Below are 16,610 nucleotides of genomic sequence, written 5' to 3'. Positions count from 1 at the left end.
TGACAACTGTTGTTCTGCGGGCTTTCTTGTATCTGTCGGGGATAAACACCATGAGTATATCGATACAGAATCTTTCTTCCGGAGCCTACGAATACGAGGTTACCCAAGAGAGCAGCTCAATAAAGCCAACATCCAATACGCAACCAACCACCGGTGCAGGCTCCAGTGATCTGGACAACCGTAACTCGCTGACTCAGACACTGGCAGGCCTGGAGCAAGGCATCACAACGGGTCGCATAACCAATGAGCTTATTTTTCCGGCCTTGCAAACCACGAAGATCCAACTGGAGCCCGATACGAAAGATGCAGGCCCGGCCATAGAAGTCAGCCTATGGCAATACATCACAGCCAACGGCTGGAACATTCCGAAAAATCATGAAGAACTCATCCAACTCAGACAAATCGTGTCTTCACAGGCACCGGAAAGCACTTCCAATGCCTATGCAGTCATTACCGAGCAAGTGGCCAAGGCCAATGTCGAGAAAGCCAAATTCAACAATATTGCCTTAGGCACGGCTGCGGCATTTCCAGACGTGCGCGCAGAAGCCAAAAAGTGCGCGCAAGACATCGTGTTCAAGTTGACCGGCCTCCATGTAGACGCCGATAAGACGTATCTGAATCGTTTTAACGGCACGCAATCTGCTACAACCGCTACCGGCTGGGAGCATATGAAGGAAGAACCTTCCTCTTCAATCACGTTGACCGATGCGGTATTGAAGAACTTCTCCGAAAACGACGGGGTTCCCGGCAATCTGGACTCGGAAGCGGGCTTGTATAAAGACGGCCCCGGACACAGCAAAAAAGCAGGCTACGGCGCTCATAACCAAATTCCCCTGGCGCCTTCCCAGTTTATGAAGGCTCTTTGGAACGTCGACTTCCAAACGGTAATGTCGGAAAAAATCGACGACTTCTGGGAACACCACGCCGATAACTATCGGACTGTCCAGAAGGGGGTGTTCATCCATAAGGCAAGTGAACAACTCAAGTCCCAGGAGGCCAAGTTACCTGCTGAACGAGCGCTGCAGCCGCCCGAGCATGAGTTCACCAGGAGCGACTATAAACAGCTGATGACGGCTGTTTGTGGTGAGGGCGTATCTGAAAACCAGCCCCTGACCTTTGCACAATTGCAGGCAACATCCCCGGTAACAGGTGCTGTCCAGGCCCATGTCTTCGATATCAATGGCTTCCAGTCAAATGACATTGTGCGTTTTACCCTACCCGGCAAGTTGCCCAAAAAATACGTCAATGGTCGTCTGGACGGCGTGCAACTCCTCTACATTCCTGACGCCCAGCCAGCCTTTCTGAAATTCGACTCGTTGGAAAAAATGGATCGATGGGTCAGCGATCAGGCCAGCACGCCCTCCTTGCGTAAAGCCCTGGAGTCGCACTTCTCGCTGGCGGATCGGCAGAACAGTGAAACCGGGGCGGGGGCCGTATTATTTAACACAATAGTGCAGCTAAGCTTCCTGACTGAAGTCCGTCCGAAAGACGGCGTCGATACATCGTTGGAATACCTCGGTGCAGGAACCGTCAGTAATCAAGAGGGCAGGGTCATCGACCGCGGCAACTTCGCGATCAAGGGCGATGTGTTCAGCCACATGGCGCATCTAAGCCAACAGCGCATGAAAAGTGATGCAGACACCGCGATCAAGTCCAACAGCGAGGTCACTCGTGATATTTGGCTCAATGACATCTCGGTCGGCGCAGAGTTGCTAGTCAAGCTGGCCCCGCTGGCGGCTCCAATCGCCGCAGCCGCAGTCATCACGGGGCTCACTGAAGTGGCGCTGGGCACTGAAAAAGAGATCACGGGCGATACTCAAGCTGAACGTCATGACGGGGCGGCGAAGGTATTCGATGGAATGCTCAACGTGTTGTTCTCTTCTGTAGGTGTCGGCTCAAAAGCTGAAGATCCTTTCACGCTGCCGGAAAAGGAGCCGCCAATCCTTGAACCGGCATCCGGCCCTGAATACGCTAGTTTCGACATACCCAATCGCCTGCTGCCGTCACAAGCGGGCAATATCAGCATCTACGCTGTTGCGGATGGCGAGTCATTACTCGCCAAAAGTACAGTTAATGCCAAAGGTATTTATCAATTCAAGGACGAGCTGGGAAAAGACCGTTGGTTTATCCGTTATACCGACCAGACAGGTATCGCCAACACGTATGAGATCAAGAGTGATTTCAAACTCAGTAACGACTATGTCCAGATTATCGACCCCCAGAGCGGCAAGCCTGTATTGACAGTCGACGCTGTTGCTAATGGCCAATGGCGTTCGAGCAGGATGCTGGGCGGGGTCCAAAGTATCGATAGGGATGTGAGCATTGGTCGAAAACGCCTTGCTGAGCCAGGCAGTTCTTCGGGGCCATCCACTTCCGGTGGGCAATCCACCTTAAAACGCCCCAAGTTACCTGAAGCCTTTCCCGGTGAAAAAGCCACCCTGGAACCTCCCATTAAAGGAAAGAACGTCTTCTACAAATACAACAACCGAAGTCGTCATTCCGCTTTCGTCGCTGACCGCTCTTTTTCACCGTCCTCTACCGATTTAAGAGGTGGCCCGCTGCCTAAAGGGCAGGGCAGGCATTACTTCACCGATCTGGCGCCTGAAGATAAGCCTACGGAGGTCATATCCCAGATGATTTTCGGGCGTAACAAATATGGCAAAACGCTGAATAAGATGACCGATTACTTTGAGATAAACACCACCGGTCTGAAGTTGGTGGAAGTCCCCGGACATCCACATATTTTTTATGTGGAGACCCCTTTCTCCATTCCGTTGCAATACAGGGATGGCGCCAGCGATGAACTGGTGAGTCGCGTCATTTCTCGCGGCGAGACGCCGTACACCGCTTGACCGCCAATAGACAAACCGCCCATCACTCGCTGCGGATAGGGGACGCAGAGCGTGATAGGCGGCTGTTTTTTGCGGGGTCTACTGCGCGATAGTTTTCACCGACACGCCACGCTCAACCGGCGTCGAGCGCCCGTAGATATCTTCAAAACGCTCGATATCATCCTCGCCCAGATAGCTGCCCGATTGCACTTCGATAATCTCCAAGGGGATCTTGCCCGGGTTGCGCAGGCGATGCACCGAGGCAATCGGGATGTAGGTGGACTGGTTCTCGCACAGCAGGAACACGTTCTCGTCGCACGTCACTTCAGCGGTACCACTGACCACGATCCAGTGTTCGGCGCGGTGATGGTGCATCTGCAGCGACAGGCACGCGCCCGGCTTGACCGAGATGTGTTTGACCTGGAAGCGCCCGCCCATGTCCACCGAGTCGTAGGAGCCCCACGGGCGGTAGACTTCGCAGTGGTTCTGGGTCTCGCTGCGCCCTTGTTCGTTGAGGGTGTTGACCATCTGCTTGACGCCCTGGACCTTGTCCTTGTGGGCAATCATCATCGCGTCCTTGGTTTCCACCACCACGATGTTTTCCAGGCCGATCACCGACACCAGCTTGCCGTTGCCGTGGATCATGCAGTTCTTGCTGTCCTGGATCACCACGTCGCCCTTGGTCACGTTGCCGTTGGCGTCTTTGTCATTGACCGCCCACAGCGAGGCCCAGCAGCCCACGTCGCTCCAGCCGGCACTGAGCGGCACCACGCAGGCGCGCTGGGTCTTTTCCATCACCGCGTAGTCGATGGAATTGTCCGGGCAGCAGGCGAAGGTGGCTTCGTCGAAGGTCACGGTATCAGCGGTATGCTCGCTGCGCTCGAGGGTCAGCACGCAAGTATCGTAGATGTCCGGGTCGTGTTTTTTCAGCTCTTCGAGGAAGCGGCTGGCGCGGAACAGGAACATGCCGCTGTTCCAGAAATAACCACCGCTTTTGACGAACTCCACCGCACGTTTTTCATCCGGCTTCTCGACGAACTGCTGCACGCGGCTGACGCCTTCGGGCAGCAGTGAGTCGTTGGTGGACTTGATGTAGCCGTAGCCGGTTTCCGGGCGGGTGGCCGGTACGCCGAACAGCACCATCTCGCCACGCTCGGCGGCCACGGTGGCCAGGGCCAGGGCGCGTTGCAGGGCTTTCTGGTCGTCCAGTACATGGTCGGCGGGCAGGACCAGCATCAGTTCGTCACGGCCTTCATTGACCAGCATCATCGCGGTCAGGGCCACGGCCGGCGCGGTGTTGCGGCCAAACGGCTCCATCAGGATGCGCTGGCTTTCCAGCTTGCGGGCGCTCAACTGCTCGTTGACGATGAAGCGGTGGTCTTTGTTGCAGACAATGATCGGGCTGTCCATGCCTTCGAACACCAGGCGCTCCAGGGTTTGCTGGAACAGCGTGTGCTCGCCGGTCAGGGCCAGGAACTGCTTAGGGAACTGTTTACGCGAAAGCGGCCAAAGACGTGAGCCGCTACCACCGGAAAGGATTACTGGGATCATGGGTTTCTCCTTGAATCTGTATGGGTTAGAGCAACGAAATTCAGTCGTTTCACTCTTGTTTTTGTCTCGGTCCGAACTGACGCCTTGATCCCCTGTAGGAGCGAGCTTGCTCGCGAAGCACTTCCAGACACCGCGTTCATTCAGAATGCTCGCGTTATGGTTGGCGATTTTCGCGAGCAAGCTCGCTCCTACAGTGGGTAGCCGTCAGTTCAGGAAATAATTAGCGGGTCGACACCGGGCGCTTGACCCACACTGGCGACAGGCTCGAACCGGAACCGGTGACATACAGCACCGCCGCCTCACCACGCTCCAGCGCCACCGGCTTCACGTCGCCGACTTTTTTATCGCCGTCATACAGCGCCAGGCTGACCTTCACCGGGTTGATCTCGCGCTCGCCACGGCCCTTGGCGGCCACGGCCTTGACCACGTCGGTCTTGCCGTCGGCGGTCTTCAGGGTCAGGGCCTTGTCGCTGAGGTTCTGCACGCGCACCAGGGATTTCTGCTTGTTCTTGAACGGTGGTTCTTCGATCAGTTGCGGCTGGCCGGTGCCGCTGTTGACCAGGGTGTAGTAGTGATCGGCGGCCAGCTTGACCGTGACGTTCTGGCTGCCGACCTTGGCGCTGTAGTCACCGCCCGGCAGGAAGCTGAAGTCGCTGCTGGCCAGTGGCGCCACATCGCTCAACGCAGTGTTGCCGACGCTGGCGCTGACTTCCTGGTTGCTGGCGTTGAACAGGCGCACGAAGCTCGAGCCTTTTGGCGCGATGGGTCCGTAGAGGGCGGCGTCGCCGGCGAAGGCGGACATCGATACGAAGCTCATGCCGGCGGCCAGGGCCAGGGTCTTGGCGAGACGACGAGGAGTAGTAGTGAAAGTCATGTGAGTTACCTCTCTTTCAGTTTTGCGCCCGGTCGGGCGTCTCGGATTTCTGGGTTTTAACGGGTGTGTTGATTGCCATGTTCTGTTGGCGTGTACCGGCTTGCTTGAGTTGCGCAACCCACTTGGGGTCGGCGTCGCCGATTTCGTTGTTCACCGGCAGATAGCGTTCCGGGAACTCCCAGATCAGCACCTGCGGCGGGCTGTTCTTGAAGTCATCGCTTTTCAGGTAGCTGAGCATCGGCAGGATCGGGCCGTGGCCGTCCTCGGAGTAGTTCACCACTTCACTGCCCAGGGCTTGCTTGAGGGCACCGACGAAATTCCAGTTGGGGTTGGCGCTGTAGCTGGTACCCACCAGGGCCACCGGCATCTCGCTGTCGGCAAACAACGCATCGTCGCCCGCTGCCTGGGCCTGCACCGCGTGGGTCACGCGTTTTTGCAGGGGTTCCTTGGGCGGCATCAGGTTTTCGAACAGCGGGTCCAGGGGCAGGAACAGGCGCAGGTCACCGCTGTGGGGGGCGATGCTTTCGGCGTCGGTGACAAACCGCTGGGGCTCGCCGCTGAGCAGGGTCTTGGCGTTGATCACGCTGGCCAGTTGCTTGGCGGCGACTTCGGCGCCATCCGGGGTCCAGTGGGTGTCGGTGCGCAGGAACACTTGCTGGCCGTGGAGCTTGGCCTGTTGCAGCGGGCCCAGCAGGTCGGGGGCGATGATCTTGTCGGCGGCCACCCGGGCATGGAAGTCCTGGTAGAGCCCGGCATGAATACTCGCTGGTTGCACTTCACCCAGGTGCTCGGGGTACAGGCGCACCTTGGCCGGGACAATTGCCATGACCAATTGCACGCCCTTGGCCTTGAGGGTCTGGCGCACGCCTTCGACCAGGGCGTAGTTGTCTTGCAGGTTCTGCTCTTCGTTGACGGCGGGGTTGAACTCCTCGTCGCTGTACAGCCAGTGATCGCGACCCAACACCACGCCGGGGCGGCCTTCGTTGAACAGCTTGTAGTCCAGGGCCGCCCAGAGGTTGGTGCCCAGGCGCTTGATCGGGAACTCATCGTCGTAATGGGTTTCGACCGCCTTGGCCCAGCGCCCGTTGAGCACGGTGGCGTCGGCGTTGGTATTGAAACCGAAGAAACTGCGCACCGACCACGCGCCCAGGGCCAGCAGCAGGGCCATGAACAGCGCGGCGTAGAGGATGCGGAATGAACGGGTCATGGTCGGCTCCCTCAGAATTGGAAGTAAAGGAACGGCGAGAAGCTTTGCGCCGAGAGTTTCAGAATCGAAGCCACGAACAGCAGCAGGATCACCGCGCGCATGGCATAGCGTGGCCAGTCGGCAGTCCAGTAGGCCGGTTGCACGGCGGCGTTGCTGCCGACGCTGAAGCCGGGTTCCTGGATGCTGCCGGGGGTATCGCCAGGCACCGCCTTGATCAGGCTCGGGTCAGCCGGCTTGGCCTTGTCGGCCGGGCGATTGCTGTAGAAGTCGCGCAGGCCGAAGAACGCCAGCGTGGCGTAGGCCACCACCATGGTTGCCACTTGCAGGCCGGTGAGGTTGGCGCGGTTGAGTTCCGACAGCGACCACTCGCCAAAGCTGAACATCGCGCCGTACATGCGCCCGGCAACGTGCAGGTTTTCGGCGCGGAAGATCACCCAGCCCATCACCACCAGCAGGAAGGTGAAGGCCCAGCGCACCGGGTTGAAGCTGCGTGGCGAGGTGTTCAGGCCGATGGCTTTTTCAATCGCCAGCCACATGCCGTGCCAGGCGCCCCACACGATGTAGGTGATGTTCGCGCCGTGCCACAGGCCGCCGAGCAACATGGTCAGGAACAGGTTGCGGTAGGTGGTCAGCGTGCCTTTGCGGTTGCCACCCAGGGTGATGTACAGGTAGTCGCGCAACCAGGTAGACAGGCTGATATGCCAGCGCCGCCAGAACTCGGTGATCGACTGGCTGATATACGGCTGCTTGAAGTTTTCCATGAAGCGGAAACCCATCATCAAGCCCAGGCCGATGGCCATGTCGCTGTAGCCGGAGAAGTCGAAATACAGCTGTGCGGTATACGCTAGCGCGCCGAGCCAGGCATCGCCCGTGGTGGGGTTTTGCAGGGCGAAGCAATGGTCGGCCACCACCGCCAGGGTGTCGGCGATAAACACCTTCTTGATAAAGCCCTGCATGAACCGCGTGCAGCCCTCGGAGAATTTATCCAGGGTGTGGGTGCGGTTGTTGAACTGGTCGGCCAGGTCGCGAAAGCGCAACACGGGGCCGGCGATCAGGTGCGGGAAAATTGCCACGAACGCGGCAAAGTCGATGAGGTTGCGGGTCGCCGGAGTGTCGCCGCGGTACACGTCGATGATGTAGCTGATGGACTCGAAGATGTAGAACGAGATCCCGATCGGCAACAGCACGTGGGTGAGGATAAACGGCTCCAGGCCCGCCGATTTCATCATCAGGTTGATGCTGTCGACGCCGAAGTTGGCGTACTTGAAGTAGCCCAGGATGCACAGGTCGACCGCCACCCCGAGCAGCAGCCAGCGCTGCGCCGGCTTGGTGCGCACGCCTGCCGCACCGACCTTGAGGCCGATCCAGTAGTTCCACAGGGTCACGGCGGCGAACAGCGCCAGGAAGTCCACCCGCCACCAGGCGTAGAACACGTAGCTGGCAATCAGCAGCAGCAGATTGCGATAGCGTTGCCCGCTCAAATAGTACAAGCCGAGAAAGATCGGCAAGAACAGAAACAGGAACACATTGGACGAGAAAACCATCCCGATCTCTCCATGTTTAACCAACAGTCAAGGGCCAACGGCCCCCCCAAACCCCCCACGCAAAACCGGGGAGGGCGGTACTACTTTTTCACTGTCGAAACCGGCTTGAAATGTGGGAGCGGGCTTGCCTGCGATAACGGTGTGTCAGGTGACATCAATGCTGAATGTCAGACCGCTTTCGCGAGCAAGCCCGCTCCCACATTGGGAGCCCGTTCCATCAACGGCCTTTTTCGTGCGCCGGGTCGTAGACCTTGGTCAGGTCGCCGCCCAGGCGGAAGGTCTTGAACGGTTGCATGTCGTGCTTGCGTTCGATCACTTCCGGGGCACAGGTGTAGAGGGTGCAGAAGGGTTCGAGCCAGGCGAATTTGGAGTCCTGCTCCAGGTCATGCATGTCCTGCTCCTTGCCGTTCTTCTGCTCGAAGATGTCCGGATCCTTCACCCCGGCCAGCACCTTGTCGCCCAGGCGCTTGAGCGCGCCGTTGTTCTCACCGCGCACATCCACGCCATTGACCAGGGCAAAACTGGCGATCATCGCCAGCGGCGGCAGGGCGTAGTTGTGGTAGGCCAAGGCCCGTTGCTGGCGCTTCAATTCGTTGGGCAGGTAGCCCTGGGCGTCGACCTGATTGGCGCCGACCTTGTATTCCTTGACGGCCCAATCGAACAGGTCGCGACGGTTGGTGGCGACGGACGTGGCCATCACCGACCAGGCGGCCCAGTACGAGTGGTTGTTGGTTTTTTCCAGGGGCAGGTTGTCCCAGTCGCTGACCACTTGCTCGGCCAGTTTGTTGAACCAGGCTTCGATCAGTTGCGACTCCTGCGGGTACTTGGCCAGCGGTTGCGACTCGGAGAACTTCAGGCGCACATAGGCCGAGGCCATGCTGCCCAACGCCCATTTGCGCATGGACTTGCCGGTGTGGTTGAAGTCCTTGGACATCAGCGCATCGGCCTTGGCCCAGCTCACCAGCCAGTTCAGGGTGCATTGCAATTGCTCCGGGCGACCGTCGCGCATGAACTGCATCACCCGCTTGCTGGTGTCTTTTTCCAGTTTGGTGATGTCGGCGGTGCTGTCGCGAAAGGCTTTTTCCGATTGCACGTTCAGGGTCGAACGGGCTTTATCGGAACCTTCGTATTTGCTGCGAAACTGCAGTGAGCCGGTGTAGGGCGTCGGCATGGCGTCGCAGTCGTTCTTGAAGTCGCCGGTCTTGAACGCTTCAATCGGCGCGAAATAGCCCTGGGGCGGGCGCAGCGGCGCGGCGGCGTTGACTTGGCCTGCAAACATCGCCAGGCCCAGCAGCGTTGGAATCAGTAACTTGTGCATAGGTAACCTCATTGCCCAAGTTGCGCGGTCTGCTGACCGCCGCTTGGGAACACGTTGCGTGTGCAAATTTTCGCTTCGACTTTCTGCGCGGCAGCGCCCGCTTCGGGACCCTGCACTTCCACGGCCAGCAGGTTCTGCGAGGCCCAGTCTTCATCGGTGCGCAGTTCAAAGGCGAAACGCCCGTCTGTCTCGGATGTTTCGGGTTTGTCGATCTTGATGTCCTCGTGGCGACCGTTCATGTACCAGAGGGTGGCTTGCAGGGTTTTCACCGAAGGATCGGCGAAGCGAATGTCGACCTGATGGCGGCTATTGCGCAGGTCCATGTTCTTGCTGTTGACCATCAGCTCGTTCTTGCCGGGCTTGAGGGTGGTGCTGGCGCTCATCTGCGCCGGCTTGCCTTCGCAGCCGTTGTCGAGCAGGGCCATCATCTGGCGGTAGATGGTTTCCTGGTCGAGGCGATACAGCGGCGAGAACTCCCAGATCAGAATCTTCGGTGGGCTTTTCTGGAATTCTTCGCTGCCCAGGTACTGGATCATCGAGCCTTCCAGGCCACCGCCGGGGAAGGCGACGTTAAGGATGTCGGCGCCGATTTCCTGTTCCAGGAAGCCGGCGAAGTTGTAGTTCTTGCCGCTGTGGCTGGTGCCCACCAGGGTGATCTGCGGGTTGCCGGAATCGCCGAACAGGTCGCCGTCCGCAGCCTCGCCCTTGGGCTCGGTGCTGAACTGGTCCATGTACTGGATCGCGTAGCTGGTGCCGCACAACTGCCCGGCCATGTTGTGCAGGGTGCCGGTCTTGCCCATGCGTCCGGATTTCTTGGTCTCGAATTCACGCTGGGGGATCCCGGCGAATTCAGGCATGGCCCGCACCTTGGCCCCGACGATTTTCGCGGTGCGCTGGGCGCCATACGGCGTCCAGTGCTGGTCGCCACGGAAGTAGAAGTCGTGGGCCGGCAGTTCGTCCGGCAGTTGTTCATTGGTCAGCGGCGACAGGTCCGGCACCACGTAGCCCATCTTGGCAAAACGCCCAAGCATGGTTTTGTAGTTGCCCAGGGCCTTGTCGAAATCAAAGCGCGCTTTCTCTGCCGGGTTGAGCTTGTTGCGGTTTACCAGGCCACGGGTCGGCTGGTAGACCACCACCAACTCCACGCCCTTGCTCTTGAACGCATCGTGCAGTTGCTGCATGCGCTTGTAGCCGGCCGGGGTGGTGTCGAATTCGGTGCGCAGGTCTTCCTGGGTACGGAACAGCCAGTCGCCCTGGGCCTGTACCAGGGTGGTGAAGTTCTGCTGGTAGCGAGTGGTGTAGTTCTTTGCGTCGTGAGCCTCGGGGCACAGGTTGCAGCACGGCTCGGCGGTAAAGCTCGGCGCCTTGGCTTCATCGGCGCGCACGCCGCTGCTGGCGGCCAGGATGCCGAGGGTCAAACCCGAGAGGCTGAGCAGCTTGATCATGTGTGGGTGCATAAAGGTCATCCTCAGTCCTGCAATTGGGTCTGGCGTTCGACAGGGTCGATCAGCACGGCTTTTTTCTGGCGTACCAGCAAGTCGAGAATCTCTTCCTGGCGCTCACCAAGAACGCCGGAGAAGCTGATGCCACTGGATTTGGTCGGCGCGAGCATCGACACGCGGTACAGCTCGATGCTCAACGGCGAGTCGATGGACAGCGGCCCGCTGCCATTGGCCGCCAGTTCGCCGCCGACCACGATCAGCGAGACTTTGGTGTCGAACGGGTCGAGCTCAATGTCGCGGTCGGTGTCGGTCAGGTCCTTGATATGGCCGTAGACGCCGGTCAGGCCGTTGGCCATGGCGAGGTTCTCGTACAGGCGGATATTCACGCTGTTACGGATCCGAATGCCGTGGCGACGGTTGCTGATCACCTTGTTGCCCCACAGCAGGTTGTCGCCGCTCTCATAGAGGGTGATGCCGTCGGTGTGGTTGCGGTAAATCTCGTTATCGGCGATCAGGTTGTTCACGCTGTTACGGTCGATCACCAGGCCCGAGAGCTTGTTGTCGTAGCTGCGGTTGTTGAAGATGAAGCTGTCGTTGACCTCACGGGAAATAATGATCCCGTGCTTTTTCTTGGTGCCGTAGACGGTGTTGTCGGCAATGATCAGGCCGTGGGAACGGTCGTGGGGGTCGATGCCGTAGACGATGTTGTCTTTGTAGGTGCTGCCCTTGATCACAAAGCCGGTGGTCTCGTAGCAGTAGAAGCCGTACCACATGTCGGAGAACTCGGAATCGACAATCCAGCCGGTGGGTTCCGGGCGCTTGAGGACCTTGGCCATGTTCGGCGTGTACTGGGAAATACTCACGCCATAGGACTTGCTGTTGGCGTAGCCGAAGCTGGCCATTTTGCTGTTGACGATATAGGTCTGGGTGCCGCCCCAGGCCAGCAGGAACGGGCGGAATTCCTTGGGCGAGCGGAAGGTCGCCGGGCCGTTGGTCTTCTCGCGCCAGCCGGTGATCTTGGTGTCGCGCACAAACAGCTGGCCGTCGTTGACCAGGAACGAACCGGCCTCCTGGGACAGGCGCAATTCCTGGGTCTGGTTATCGATTTCGAGGATGCCTTTTTCGCCGACCACAATCGGCAGCCTGGCCAGGAATACCCCGGGCGAGGTTTCGCTCAGGTATTGCTTGGGCACCTTCTTGAGCAGGTCCTTGAGGTTCATGTAGCCGTCGTCGATAAAGATCGCCTGGGGGATGCCATGCTGGCGCACCACCCATTCGGCCATCTTGTTGTCGCCGCCGATAAAGTCCTTGAGGGCGTTTTCCTGCATCATCCGGCGCACGCTGACCTTGCCGGCCTTGCTGCGCACGATTTTCTTCGCCACGGCTTGTGCGGTGTAGCCCGAGAGGTCCGGCAGCGCCGGCTTGGGCATCTCCAGCGGCGCGGTGGGCGGGCTGGTGATGGTGTAGGTCTTGGCCTGTTGCAGTTCCTTGGCGATGGTGGGCGCCTTGACCTGCGGCTCGACATTGGCAAAGGCCGGGGCGCACGCCAGCAGCATTGCCGCAGCGAGCAGGGCCGAGCCTTTGAGGGCGTGAGGATTCATTGCGCAGGCTCCCATCAGAAGCGCCAGACTACGTCGACAAAGGCGCGGTGCATGTACGAGTCGACTTGCTTGCCATAGGCATCGCCCGGTTTGAACACGCCGCCACGAAAGCGCACCAGGGCCGACGGTTCGTCGATCGACTGGCTGAGCGCTGCGGGCAGCAGGCCTTTCTTGAAGTACTTGGTGACCACCAGGTCCATCTCCTGACCGAGGTCTTTCTTGCCGTCTTCCAACGGCAGGGATGCGCTGGACAACACGGCACCGGTGACGTCGTCGTAGTTGTTCTGCACCGCATCGATGCCGTTGCTGCCCACCGGCTTGTTGCCGTCCACGCGCCAGAACTTGTGGTAGACCAGGCTGGCGTCGTAGTCGTCGCGCAGCTGCCAGGAACCGAACAGGCTCATGGACTGCATATTGTTCATCTCGCCGCGAAACGCCTCGCCAAAACGATGCACCCGCGACTGGGTGCCGGTGAAGTTCGAGCGGTTGCTTTGCAGGCCGTTCTGTTCGTAGTCGGCGCTGGCGCGGGCATAGGCCGCGCCCACTTGCCACTGCGGGTCGAGGCGCAGGCGCACGCCGAGGTCAGTGGCCCAGCCGTCTACATCGGTGTTGCGCTTGGCGTTGGTGGGGCGACTACCGTCGGCGTTCAACGCGTTGACGTTGCTGCGCTCGCCCTGCATGCCGGTGACGCTGGCCCAGTAGTTGACGGTATTGGTGTTGCGCCAGTTGTAGGCGTCACTGTTGGCTTCCAGGCCGAGCCAGGTCAGGTCGCCGTTCTGGCGCTTGTCCAGCGGGTCGGCAGCCACGCCCGGTTGCGGGTAGTCGAGCTTGCCGTCGTCGTGGGTGTGATGCCCGCGCACGCCGACCCAATGGCCGGGAGTCCACTGGTAGGCCGCATCGGCATAGAGGTGCTGGCGGTCCTTGTCTTCGGGAGACAGTTCCTTGAGGTCGGTGCGGTACTCGCTGAAGCGTTCGGCAGCGCCGACATTGGCCTTGAGCAGGGTGGTGTCGAAGGTCCAGTTCAGCGCTTCGATATTGGTGTCGCGCCATTGCCCATCGTTATTGCGCAGGCGCTGGCGGCCGAGCTTGAGGATCTCGCCAGGGTAGGGCGTGAAACCGCTGTAGCCGACCCAGAACTCGCGCAGGGCCAGGTAATTCTTCTTGGTCTTGCGGTCGTTGTTGCTCGACTGCTCGGTGGTGTCGCCATCGGACTGTTGCAGGGTGTCGGTCTCGATGATGTCGCTGGACGCCACCGCCTGGCCCATGGCGTAGGCGCTCCAGGCGCCGCTTTCGCCGTAGATCCACGGGCGCACATCCAGGCCGATGCCGTTGACGTCGCCGCCTTTTTGCGTGCCCAGGTCGCGGTCATCTTCGGACTGGCCGGTGACTTTCACTTCCAGGCCAAAGTTCTTGTCTTCGGTCAGCGCGGCCAGGGTCGGGCACGACCACAGCAGGGCGAAGGTCAAGCCAATGCCGGCCTTGACGAATGGATTGAGTTTCATAGGGATTCCTCGCCGTCTTCTTCTTGCAGGGCGTGCAGTTGCAGCGTGCTTTGGCTCAAGGCGCCACGGGCGGCCAGCTCTTGTTGCAGCAGGCGCTGGCCCTCGGCGCGCTGGGCGGGCGGCAGTTGTTGTTCAAGTTGCGCGGCCAGCTCATTGGCCTGCGGGGTGTCCTGGATTTTTGCCAGTTGGCTGAACACATAGGCGTTGAGCGGGTCGGGCCGTGTGCCCTTACCCTGGGAAAACAATTGAGCGATCGCGAAGTCGGCACTGTTCTGGCCGTTGCGCGCCGCGGTCAGCAAATGGTCCAGGGCCTTTTGCGAGTAGACCTGGCCCAGGTAGCCCCGGCGGTAGATCTGGCCGAGGTAGTAATCGGCAGCCACTTCCTGGCCTTGGGCTTTCTGGAAGTGCGCTTCGGCGGCCTTGGCATCGGCCGGCACCCACTTGCCTTCGTAGTACAGCTTGCCCAGCAACAATTCGGCGCGGGGCTGGTCGGCGGCACGGCCGTTGTCCAGATACTTCATCATTTGCTCGACGTCGCCCAGTTCCGGGAAGTCGTAGAGCAACTGCGCGAGGCTGACCCAGGACGCCGGGTAGCCCGGGGCGATTTTTTCCAGCAGGGCTTGGGCGGTTTTTTCATCAGTCTTGCCCAGGGAGGCATCGCCCAGCACACGGGCCACACTGTCGACCCGCTGGGCGGTGACGGTGCCACGGCTGTAGCCGGCCTCCATCTGCTTGAGCAGTTCGGCCTGTTGCTCCGGTTGCTCGCGCTTCTGGTAGACGGTGGCCAGCTCGACGTAGCAGATATCGGTGCTGCTGAGCGCGGCCTTGCAGATTTTCTCGATGTCATCCAGGTGCTGGTCGTAAGTGCCCTGGGTGCGATACAGCAGCACCTGCGCCAGGCCCGCTTCGGGGTAGCCGGCAGTGCGCCAGGTATCGATCTGCTGCTGTGCGTTGACGCTGGGGAAATCGTGGGGGTATTGCAGGTACAGCATCGCCAGCGGGATCAGGGTGTTGCCCTCGCCATTGGCAAAGGCTTTTTTCAACAGGCTTTCGGCTTCGCGGTGCTCGGCCTCGGTGGCACCGGGCTTGGCCACCAGCAGGCGACCGAGGCGGGCCTGGGCGCGTGGCGATACATCGGCCGCCGCGCGATAGGTGGCCTCGGCCTGCTTGATCTGCGCCGGGTCGCGGCTGCCGACCTGGATATCCGCGAGGCCGACTTGGGCCTCGCTGTAACCCAGGTCTGCCAGTTGCTGATAGTTCTGCGCAGCGGTGGCGGTGTCGCCACGCTTGAGCGCTTCATTGGCCAGGCGCTGGTCGGGCAGGCCGGCGCAACCGGCCAGGCTGACCGCCAATGCCAGCAGCGCCACAGGGCGGATGTGGGAGCGCGCTTTTGTGGGAGCTGGCTTGCCTGCGATGGCATCGTCGCGGTTTGTCTGATGCATCGCGTCGCCTGCATCGCGGGCAAGCCCGGCTCCCACAACAGGCGGTTCCCACAGGGATTGTGTTGTTCTTGAAATAGGGTTCACAGGCATGTCCTCGCTTACAAACCAGCAGCCATGGCTTTATCGATCAGCCAGTTCAGGGACGGGCCACGGTCGCTGGTCACTTCCACCGGGCGGCCGGCGTAGGCGCTGTCCAGGGGGGCGTCGGGCTTGATCTGCACACGGATATCCGAGGACAGGTCGGCGCTGTTGAGGCTGGTGCTGCTGACGATGGTGCCGGTGCGGGTCTGTTCTTCATCGGCGACCTGGAAGCTCACCGGCGTGCCTGGGCGCACATCACCGAACTGGCGATAGGAGAAACGCGCCTCGACGTTGGCCTGGCTGCCGCGCGGCACCAGTTGGAAGATCACATCACCCTTGCTCGCGTATTGACCGTCGGCCACCAACTGCTGGGCGACGATGCAGTCGCAAGGCGAGGTCAGGGTGCCGGTCATTTGCTTGCCGAACAGCTCTTCGACCTTGGCCGGTTGCAGTTGGTCTTCGTCCAGGTGGCCCTTGAGCACATCGAGCATGCTGGTGCTGAAGGTCGCCAGTGGCGCGCCTTTGGCGGCAACGCCGTTGTCTTTGATCAGGCTTTGCACGGTGCCGTCGCGGGGCATCGTGACGTTCATCCCCGGCACGCTGACCAGGCCGGCCTGGGCGTGGCTGACGAAGTACATGCCGTACACCGACTTAAACACAAACCCGAACGCCGCCAGGCCTACCAGGAAGATCGCCAGGCTGAAGGTCACGGCGCGCAGGCGGCCAAAGGCACTCATGCCGCTGCCGCTGTCCTTGACCTTGCGCGCCTTGGTGAAGTTGTCGCGCTGCAAGGTGGCCAGCACGTCACCCATGGTCACGATGTCGCCGGACAGGTGCGAGGTGATCAGGTGACGCAGTGTGGAAATATCCTGGGCATCCAGGTTCTGGAACTGGCAACCGGTGCGGCCGGTCTGGCGGTCGTGGGAGCGGATCAACAGCTCCACGTCCATCGCCAGGCCCAGATTGTCGATCACAAATTGCAGGCGCGCCTTGTGCACATCACCGACTTTCAACGGTTGTTGGGCGGCATTGAAGGCCAGGCCGCCGGCTGACAGGTCGATGACCCGCACTTCCATGGGCGTGCGGTCGGCGCCGAAAAAGCGTAGCTTGGCCGGGATTTTGACCCGGGCGTGTTGGCGCTGGGCTTCGGATTCGTGGACAACGTTGGCGTTTACTTGGCTGTTCATGGCGTACTAATTCCTAGGTTAATTCAGGCT

At 60.3% G+C, this 16,610-nt stretch carries 11 protein-coding genes; 1 reads left to right on the top strand and 10 read right to left on the bottom strand.

The genetic code is table 11. The features are described from left to right. The first annotated feature begins 50 nt into the window (after positions 1–50). Positions 51–2,852: a dermonecrotic toxin domain-containing protein gene (locus C5F71_RS07105; RefSeq protein ID WP_104910877.1), complete on the top strand. Its 2,802-nt coding sequence runs from the start codon at positions 51–53 to the stop codon at positions 2,850–2,852. Between the two features lie 78 nt (positions 2,853–2,930). Here C5F71_RS07105 and C5F71_RS07100 read toward each other — a convergent pair whose 3' ends face one another. From C5F71_RS07100 to C5F71_RS07050, 10 genes are all read right to left on the bottom strand, one after another. Continuing rightward, positions 2,931–4,382, bottom strand: coding sequence for a mannose-1-phosphate guanylyltransferase/mannose-6-phosphate isomerase (locus C5F71_RS07100; protein ID WP_029297891.1), 1,452 nt, complete (start codon positions 4,380–4,382; stop codon positions 2,931–2,933). Between the two features lie 220 nt (positions 4,383–4,602). Further along, complete coding sequence (locus tag C5F71_RS07095) at positions 4,603–5,256, bottom strand: alginate O-acetyltransferase AlgF (protein ID WP_029297892.1); 654 nt, start codon at positions 5,254–5,256, stop codon at positions 4,603–4,605. A 16-nt stretch (positions 5,257–5,272) separates the two neighbouring features. Then, positions 5,273–6,463, bottom strand: coding sequence for an alginate O-acetyltransferase (locus C5F71_RS07090; protein ID WP_029297893.1), 1,191 nt, complete (start codon positions 6,461–6,463; stop codon positions 5,273–5,275). Positions 6,464–6,474: 11 nt separating this feature from the next. Next, the gene (locus C5F71_RS07085; RefSeq protein WP_029297894.1) at positions 6,475–8,007 is read right to left on the bottom strand and encodes an MBOAT family protein; all 1,533 of its coding nucleotides are present in this window, start codon (positions 8,005–8,007) and stop codon (positions 6,475–6,477) included. Positions 8,008–8,224: 217 nt separating this feature from the next. Then, positions 8,225–9,325, bottom strand: coding sequence for a mannuronate-specific alginate lyase (locus C5F71_RS07075; RefSeq protein WP_070995619.1), 1,101 nt, complete (start codon positions 9,323–9,325; stop codon positions 8,225–8,227). Positions 9,326–9,333: 8 nt separating this feature from the next. Further along, on the bottom strand, positions 9,334–10,782 hold the full coding sequence (locus C5F71_RS07070; RefSeq protein WP_029297898.1) for an alginate O-acetyltransferase: 1,449 nt from the start codon (positions 10,780–10,782) through the stop codon (positions 9,334–9,336). An 11-nt stretch (positions 10,783–10,793) separates the two neighbouring features. Beyond that, positions 10,794–12,383, bottom strand: coding sequence for a mannuronan 5-epimerase AlgG (gene algG, locus C5F71_RS07065; protein ID WP_104910876.1), 1,590 nt, complete (start codon positions 12,381–12,383; stop codon positions 10,794–10,796). Continuing rightward, positions 12,383–13,870: an alginate export family protein gene (locus tag C5F71_RS07060; protein ID WP_104910875.1), complete on the bottom strand. Its 1,488-nt coding sequence runs from the start codon at positions 13,868–13,870 to the stop codon at positions 12,383–12,385. Before C5F71_RS07060 ends, algG begins: the two co-directional genes overlap by 1 nt. After that, positions 13,867–15,312 (bottom strand): alginate biosynthesis TPR repeat lipoprotein AlgK, encoded by a 1,446-nt coding sequence (gene algK, locus C5F71_RS07055; protein WP_050492962.1) that lies wholly within the window; start codon positions 15,310–15,312, stop codon positions 13,867–13,869. Before algK ends, C5F71_RS07060 begins: the two co-directional genes overlap by 4 nt. A 98-nt stretch (positions 15,313–15,410) precedes the next feature. Then, a complete protein-coding gene (locus C5F71_RS07050; protein ID WP_029297907.1) occupies positions 15,411–16,580 on the bottom strand; it encodes an alginate biosynthesis protein Alg44 in 1,170 nt (389 codons plus the stop codon). Positions 16,581–16,610: the final 30 nt, after the last annotated feature.

The sequence above is a fragment of the Pseudomonas sp. LG1D9 genome (assembly GCF_002949995.1).
Lineage (GTDB): Bacteria > Pseudomonadota > Gammaproteobacteria > Pseudomonadales > Pseudomonadaceae > Aquipseudomonas > Aquipseudomonas proteolytica.
This window is presented reverse-complemented; position numbering and strand designations above follow the sequence as displayed.